Origin of the sequence: uncultured Eudoraea sp., from assembly GCF_947258925.1 — a bacterium.
Lineage (GTDB): Bacteria > Bacteroidota > Bacteroidia > Flavobacteriales > Flavobacteriaceae > Eudoraea.
Genome location: NZ_CAMYKG010000061.1, coordinates 1 through 8,430 on the forward strand (window position 1 = coordinate 1; position 8,430 = coordinate 8,430).

6 protein-coding genes are annotated in these 8,430 nt (G+C 38.7%); 5 read left to right on the forward strand and 1 reads right to left on the reverse strand.

The genetic code is table 11. The features are described from left to right. On the forward strand, nucleotides 1-2,067 hold a 2,067-nt coding region (locus Q0X77_RS14855), incomplete at its 5' end, for a T9SS type A sorting domain-containing protein (RefSeq protein ID WP_297798612.1). Beyond that, nucleotides 2,064-4,079, forward strand: a complete 2,016-nt coding sequence (locus tag Q0X77_RS14860) for an adenylate/guanylate cyclase domain-containing protein (RefSeq protein ID WP_297798613.1) — start codon at nucleotides 2,064-2,066, stop codon at nucleotides 4,077-4,079. The genes Q0X77_RS14855 and Q0X77_RS14860, both read left to right, overlap by 4 nt. 21 nt (nucleotides 4,080-4,100) lie before the next feature. On the opposite strand, the gene Q0X77_RS14865 is transcribed toward Q0X77_RS14860, so the two are convergent. Next, nucleotides 4,101-4,853: a hypothetical protein gene (locus tag Q0X77_RS14865; protein WP_297798614.1), complete on the reverse strand. Its 753-nt coding sequence runs from the start codon at nucleotides 4,851-4,853 to the stop codon at nucleotides 4,101-4,103. 1,149 nt (nucleotides 4,854-6,002) lie between these two features. On the opposite strand from Q0X77_RS14865, the gene Q0X77_RS14870 reads away from it, so the two are divergent. The 3 genes from Q0X77_RS14870 to Q0X77_RS14880 all read left to right on the forward strand — a co-directional run bounded on the left by Q0X77_RS14870 (nucleotide 6,003) and on the right by Q0X77_RS14880 (nucleotide 8,056). Further along, the gene (locus Q0X77_RS14870) at nucleotides 6,003-6,980 is read left to right on the forward strand and encodes an acyl-CoA desaturase (RefSeq protein WP_297798615.1); all 978 of its coding nucleotides are present in this window, start codon (nucleotides 6,003-6,005) and stop codon (nucleotides 6,978-6,980) included. Nucleotides 6,981-7,009: 29 nt separating this feature from the next. Further along, nucleotides 7,010-7,144 (forward strand): cold-shock protein, encoded by a 135-nt coding sequence (locus tag Q0X77_RS14875; protein WP_297798616.1) that lies wholly within the window; start codon nucleotides 7,010-7,012, stop codon nucleotides 7,142-7,144. A 258-nt stretch (nucleotides 7,145-7,402) separates the two neighbouring features. Then, entirely contained in the window at nucleotides 7,403-8,056 is a 654-nt protein-coding gene (locus tag Q0X77_RS14880; protein WP_297798617.1) for a tetratricopeptide repeat protein, read from the forward strand. The last annotated feature ends 374 nt before the right edge of the window (nucleotides 8,057-8,430 follow it).

Consider the following 8,430-nt stretch of genomic DNA (forward strand, 5'->3'; position numbering starts at 1 on the left):
GGGGAAGACCGAATAGAGTTAGAAGTAGATGAAACTACCAGAACAGACACATTGCTTGTGGTTACCGTACCACCCTTTATTAGCAACCCGAATGTTGTTGTAAATACTGCTCCCTTGGCCGGCACTGTAAACAATGGGGGCGATTCCAATGCGCTGCCAATCATTGAGGATGGAAGAATAGCGTTGAGAATTACCGCAAATGAAGTGGAAATAGAATACGGCCAAGCCTATGAAGATAAATTTGACTTCACCGTACAAGGACTTCCCGCACCTTACGCAGATGGTCTTCCCGATGACAAAAGCCTGAACGAGGTGCTTCTAGAATTGGGGCTTTCTCCATTGCCTGAAATTATATTTGATACCAATGCTGAACCTCCATATCCCAGAGTAAGTAATTATACAATTTTTCCATGTTTTGAGGGTACGGTAAACTGTAGTACAACAAAGGTCACAGAACTCCCGGAGTATATAGTAACTTTTAAAAGCGGCTCTCTTTCGGTTGCTAAAAAGGCACTCGAAATTATACCTGATCCCCTTGAGGTTACTTATGGGGAAGCCATCAATCTGAATCTGAGTTATAACTACATTACTGCGGGCATAACAGACAATGAAGCTTTCCTTTCAGCTATCTCGGAGGCACATTCCGTTACTTTCTATCCTGAGAATACACTGGCTCTGATCAATGGTTTTAAAGCCCTGGTCAACGATGAACAGCTGGCCATACTAAACCTTCTTGAGGATGGTAGCTGGATTTCTACGGAACGAACCCTTCAAAATGGCTTCAAAGCCCTGGTTAATGAAATGAACCTTGTCAATCTCAATACCTCCCATTTTGATGATTATTCCGATTATCTGACCAATGGTTTTAAGGCGCTTGTGAATGATTTTAAAGCCTTGGTAAACAGTGAAGATCTCTTTAATGGAAATGCCTCCTTCGGTACTATTACAAATGGGTTTAAAGCCCTTGTAAATGATAGCAATGTGGGTGGGGCAGATGATCAGAATGACTATTCGGAGGTCTTTGCAATTGTCTATGATGGTGACGGAGATGAGCCAATTTCCCGTTTCTACTCACTGAACCTGATAACCGGACTCGACGTTACTCTGTCTCCTGAAGTTCACTCTTCTTTTCCGGGTACCATACTAGATCCAATTGCCTATAATTTTGACATCACTTACAGTCCGGGTACGATTATTGTTAATCCTTCCACACTTACGGTTTCGATAGGCGACCTAGTTATCGATCAGGGGGATGAGATAGACCCATCCCTCATTGATATTAGGATAGAGGGCTTCGAATATGATGAGACAGCAGATGATGTATTCCCAGGCGGTATTCCTTATGTATATAAAGATGCTGATGGTAATGATTATACTCCAGGGGCATCCGGAATATTCTTTATTTCAATTGATGAACCTCAGAATTACAGTATCACTCCCGACCGTATAGGCACCGTTTACATCAATCCCACGGGTAATAATCTGCGCAAGATCAGAACCTACCTGGACTGTGTGGAGGAAAGTTTTGGTGATCCGAGCGGGCTCAATTATATAGCGCATTACCGTTATATAAACCCTAATGATGAAACCATATATATTCTGGAGGGTCCTGAGAATCAACTCACAGGTCCGGCTGACAGCAGTGGAGAACTTCCCTTTATTTTCCTTCCGGGAGAGAATACCTTCCAGATCCGATTTGACGGAAATACCCTGAAGTGGGAACTGACGAGCAGAGACAGCACGCATAAGAGTTCCACAACCTCCCAGGCCAATTCAAATTCGAATCGATGCGATGCAGGGTTTATAACCAGCGAGTTCTTCGAGAGCTCTTTTATCATATATCCAAACCCTACAAATGGTATCTTATTTATAGATCAGAATTTATCTGAATGGGTTACTCTCGATGTCTTCGATATATTTGGTATCTTACACCTATCGTCAACCCTGGATGGAAGATCCGGACCGGTAACACACGAAATCGACATGAGTGGATATTACGACGGAATGTATATCCTCCGTTTTAGTATGCAGGATGAAGTTCAGGTATACAGTGTTATAAAGCAATGATTAAAGAAAAAAGAGCATTAAGTTATTGCGACGGCTATACCTACAGTGTTTTACTGATGGTAGCATTGCTTTTTTTATCCTTTGGGATACAGGCCCAGGCAATACAAATAGATAGCTTAAAATCCATCATCGAAAAGGGAAAGCGCGATACTGCTGCGGTAAATACGCTAAACCGACTTAGTCTGGCGGTCCTTTCAAATGAGGATATAGAAAATGCAATTGCCTATGCCATAGAAGCTAATGATATGGCGGCTGATATCAAATACGATGCAGGGCAGGCACTAGCTCAGAAATATATAGGCCTGGGCCATTATTACCAGGGAAATTACCTCGCGGTCATGGACTACTGGACCCAGTCCCTGGAAAGTTTTGAAAAAGTCAGGGATACCAGCGGGATGGCCAATATACTCAACAATCTTGGGGGTGTCTATTTAAGTCAGGGGGGAAGTGAAAAGGCCCTCTACTATTATTTGCAGTCGCTCTATTTTGCAGAGAAAACAAAGGACACATTTAGGATCACCTCGGTGTTGCCTAATATAGGTGCGGTCTACGGCGACCTTAAAGACTATGACAAAGCCCTGGAGTACTTCGAACGTCTGGAAAAGTACCTACCTGCTCTTCAAAACCCACAGATCACTACCTACTACTATATGGGTGTGGGCGAAATCTATAACAAGCTACAGCAATATGACCGTGCCCTGTTAGCCTATCAATGGGCCTTACCCTTAACAGAGAATACATCCGATTACGCACATATCCTTAAAGAAATGGGAGTAATTGAAAATGCCATGGGTAACCGCGATAAAGCCATTGACTATTTAAATCTATCGTATAAGACCGCCAAAGAGAAAAATCAGCAGCTGGAGACCCTCAACGCACTTATCGGCCTGGGGGGGATGTACAAAAATACTGACTTTAAGAAAGCTGTTGATCTTTACAAGGAGGCAGAATTCCTGGCTGAAGAACTTCAGACCAACAAGGGTCTGAGAGATATCTATCAGGGGTTGTCCGAAAGCTATGTGGCAATAGGGGATTACAATAATGCCTTTGACTACCAGACAAAGTTTCTGGCCCAAAAGGATTCCATATACAACATGGAAACTGATGACAAGATCAGAGGATTACAGTTCGATTTTGAAAACCAGCAGAATCAGGATAAAATAGGGCTCCTGGAGCAGGAAGCACAAATTGCTGACTTACAGGCCAAAAGGCAGAAGTATGTCATCTACGGAACTGTTTTAGGACTGCTATTAGTCTTTGTACTTGCTGTAGGGTCCTATAAACGCTACCGCTACGTTAAGAAAACCAATAAGATCATCGAAGAGGAAAAAAACCGATCTGAAAACCTCTTACTAAACATTCTCCCGGATGAGACCGCCCTTGAACTAAAACAGAACGGAAAGGTAAAAGCCAAGAAATTTGAGTCGGTAACCGTAATGTTTACAGATTTTAAAGGCTTTACCAGCTATTCACAAAACCTGTCCCCGGAATTACTGGTTAAAACAGTGGATTATTATTTTTCGAAGTTCGACGCCATCATGGAGAAATACGGTCTTGAGAAAATTAAAACCATTGGCGATGCCTATATGTGTGCGGGGGGCTTGCCTTTTCCTACCAAGGACCATCCTTATAAAATGGTACAGGCCGCTTTTGAAATAGCCCGGGTGATGGAAGAGACCAAATTAAATCCACCTAAGGATATTGTGCCTTTTGATGTGCGAATTGGCATTAATACCGGGGGTATTGTTGCCGGTGTGGTGGGAACCCGCAAATTTGCCTATGACATCTGGGGAGATACGGTTAATGTGGCATCTCGTATGGAATCTTTATCAGAACCGGGAAGGGTAAATGTTTCTCAAAGCACCTATTTACTTATCCGAGACCGGTATAACTGTGAGCACAGAGGGCAAATACATGTTAAAAACAAGGGTATGATGGACATGTACTTTGTCAATGAAAAGAAAGAGGAACCTCCTATCAAATCTAAGAAAGAGAAGACTATAAGTGCATAATAAATGCTAAAAAGTTAGTTCTTAAAACTCTGCAATCATCCTAATAGCGCCGGTAACATTAACTTTTGAAGCCCCAAATTCACATCCTATCCCTGTTTGTAAAGACCAATGTTCAGAGAACTCCAAATGTACCTGCGGCATGGCGAGCAATTCGAGCTCCTCTTCTTCATCAAAATTCCCCGGGTCCGAATTATTGAATTCCAACCCAAGCGTAACACGTTTACTGATTTCAGCAAAAATCGTTGCGTTCAGAAGCAGTGTGGTTGTTTTATTCTGTGAATCTGAACCAAGCTGTTGGCGCAACCCCAGCATGGCAAGTATACTCCAAGTAGCATTGAATCTATAAGCAGGGATATAAAGCAGGCTAAGGTCCCATTTATCTGTGCTCCTTATTTTTTCTACCATGAATTGTACCCCATGGATAAAGTTTCCGGATTTGGATTTGCCGAAAGTATACTGCAAGGCCGCTTTTAAGGCTTCTAGTGTGTCATCTTCAATAGGCAGTTCAAATTCTACAGCAAAATTGTCCCAAATGGCATATTCAATTTCCGGAGCCCATTCTATATGTCGTGAAGAAGCATTATTCAAAGGAAATTCCGCAAGCACATTAATCTCCAGCTCACCTTTCCTGGCTCCCAATTCACGTACCAAATCAAAAATCATGGGTTCGGGAATATCATTAATATCCTCGGACAAGTGGTCCTGGGCCATTAAAGGCGACCATATTGTTAAAACACAAAGTACCACAAAATAGAAACGTAAGATGTATTTCATATAGAGCTGACCACTGTTAGCGATGTCGTTGGATTTGCATTTCTATTACTTTTCTAAAATACACAAAAGTTGGGAATGAAGAGTAGAATTAAAATAGAGTCATTGCTTCTTATTAGTGCCTCATATAATGGGCTGGAACTATGCACAAATTAAAAAGCTTTTGAATACAAAGATAAAACTAGTAGCGCCCTACGTATCTTTTCAAAATATGATTAAACAGGCTGCCTTTTGAGAAATAATCTAATAAAACTATTATAAATTCATGTAATTTGTTCAAAATGAATTTTACGGTTCTTTTTCCATATAAAATTAGGATATTGTGGCATCATGCTAAATTTTGATAATGTCCGCACCAAATACCTGACGTAAACCAGGTCTCATAAAATGAACATAACCGTTTCGACTTTATGCATAAAATAATCATAAACCAACATACCAAACTCAACTATGAAATTACAGTGGAAGAAATATTTGAATAAATGGTATTGATAAATAATGAAAATAATTAGTAGTTAAAGCTCATATTATCTTTACACCCTAAAATGAAAATCCTTAACACGACTTGCTTTTGCGGTAATATTTGGTAAAACATTAATTGTTAATTAAGGAATAGAAAGTGGTTGAAATTTAATTAAGCTTACAAATAAAATACTCATTTTTAGTACTTTAACACATTATTAGGAAGAATACATTAAATAGGGTCTACCTTTACACCATTAAAAGGTTAGAAAGCTTCCCTTTATTTCGATCTCCCCGGATCTTTAATTTACTCCCGCTCTCTTCAGTTTTTAATAGCAATAGTGCAAAAAAATATTTTATACGCCAATTATAGGAAGAAGAGATTCTGCTTTAGATGTACTTTTAAGTGAAAAGTAATTTTCTTTATCTGCTTCAATTAGTTTCTCTAAAAATTCTAAAATTATTTATCGGCCCACCCTCTTTAATGAACGAGGAATAAATATGTTCGTTAATTTCAAAAGCCGGTAAAAAGCTATAAAACTAAAATGATCTGATATTAAAAATCCAAAATTTTCAAAAAGAAGAAGTTCAGACTTTTCAAAGACCTTAAAAAAAAGGGTGAATACATATTTTAAAACAAATGATCTTAGTAAACATGCCAACATAAGCATGGTTTTAAAAACCATATTAATGTTATCATTATTTATTATACCTATGTTAATTATAAACAGTGGTCTTATAAGCAGTGCCGGATTTATATTTATCCTCTACATTATTAGTGGATTTGGCATGGCAGGAATTGGTATGGGTATTATGCATGATGCTATTCATGGCTCCTATTCTAAAAATAAATATGTTAATAAATACCTGGGGTACACCATGAACCTTATTGGCGCAAACTCAACAGTTTGGAGGATTCAGCACAATGTTTTACATCATACTTTTACAAATATTGATCAATCAGATGATGATATAAACCCTCCGTCTGTCCTGCGGTTTTCACCGCATGCAAAAAAGAACTGGTTGCATAAGTTTCAACACATATACGTCTGGTTTTTCTATGCGTTGTCTACTATTTCATGGATTACTTCTAAGGATTTTGTTAGAATAAATCGTTATAGAAAGAAAGGGTTTTTTAGTAAAAAAAATGAATTTAAAACAGAATTGGCAAAATTAATAGGATGGAAAATTTTCTATTATTCGTATGCACTAATCCTCCCACTTTTAGTAGTACCACTGGCACCATGGATAATTATTCTGGCTTTTCTAAGTATGCATTTTGTAACCGGTATTTTGATCAGTATTGTGTTTCAGGTGGCACATATTATGCCTAATGTAGATTTTCCATTACCTGACGGGGAAGGAATGCTGGAAGGAGACTGGCATGCACATCAACTGGCAACAACAAGTAATTTTTCACCTAAAAGCAGATTCTTATCCTGGTTAATTGGGGGATTAAATTACCAAATAGAGCATCACCTATTGCCTAATATTTGTCATATCCACTATAAGAAATTATCTGGTATTATAGAACTTACAGCCAAGGAATACGGCATTCCCTATCATACCAAAAAAACACTCAGAGCCGCTATTTGGGATCATATAAAAATGCTTCGAGAATTAGGCAGAGCAGAACCGGCTGTAACACCGGTATTAATCAATAAATAAAAAAATAATTAATAATAAATATTTAAATAATGACAGAAGGAACAGTAAAATTTTTTAATAGGACCAAAGGATTTGGTTTTATAAAACCAGAGAACGACAACGTAAAGTTTAATTTGGAAAAAGGACAAAAGGGAATGAACGCAGTAAATGTGGAAGTTGTCTAAAACCCGAAAACCAAAAATTTTAGGTAAAACCATCATAACTGATGGTTTTTTTTATTTCAGTAATTTGTATCAGAACATTAATTAGAATTAATAATACACCTTTAAAAGTACCTCAGCAATTGCAGAAAACGGATTATAAGAAATACTGCATAAAAATGGTGAAACCAATGATGTCTCCATCTTCCAAAGCCCCTTAGTTATCGCAAAAGTTTTCTGCTTTTTAATTTGTAAATTGGAGTAAATAAGAAACAATACATTATGTTATCCTACAGCTTCAAAATTCTTGCTTTAAATGCATGTATCATTGCCACAATGGCATTTACGGTCGGGACCCTTGCCCAAGACAAGGAAAATCCGAATTTCCGGGCTGGAATTGCTGCGTATCAAGCTAATAACCTACCCCTGGCTTATGAGGAGTTTCTCACAGCGGCAAATGATGGTCACGCCGATTCCCAATTTAATGTGGGTTTGATGTATGAGCAGGGTATAGGAGTAAGCAAGGATGAGATGGAAGCAATTGAATGGTATACCAAATCCGCTCTTCAGGATAATTCGGCTGCGCAATTTAATCTGGGGGTGCTTTATGAAAATGGACGTGGCACCCGGATTGATTATTCAAAAGCAAATAAATGGTATCGTAAGGCTTCGGTGCAAGGAGATCCGCTGGCTATTGGTAACCTGGGCATGCTCTATGTTCGCGGCCAGGGGGTACAAGAAAACAAAGTCGCAGGTGTTGCCCTGCTCCTGGTGTCGGCGACTATGGATCCATCACCTCAAAACCACGCTAAGCGAAATATTTCATCTACCCGTGGTCTATCAACCGAAATGATCACAGAGGCACAGTCGCTCGCACAAGAACTTAGTACTGCGAACAATCTTCTTGTTCCGCTGGATAATTATTTGAAGGAATAGAAGAATAACACTTTATTTTTATTATGCTGTCGTTATTCCTGATACTGATCCCCTTAGGTTCCGGATTTAATATAATATATCCTATACAGCCTGGAAATTTATTCCCGCACACTCCCGAATATCAGGAAAATCTTAGCTCATTAAAAAATTAGTGTTAAGTTATTATCACTTTTTTTATAAATCTGTAATTAATTCAAAAATTTTGTTTTCATTTGTTTTGTCAAACAAAATATCACTTGTGAGACATTAAAGCTTTTAGCTGCACATCATGAACCGTGTTTATACGTTCGGGATTTTGGGAATTAGGAAGTCAAACCCAATATCTGCTTATCGGATAAGTAACCGAAATATAGAGCTAACTTCCGCTATTACTT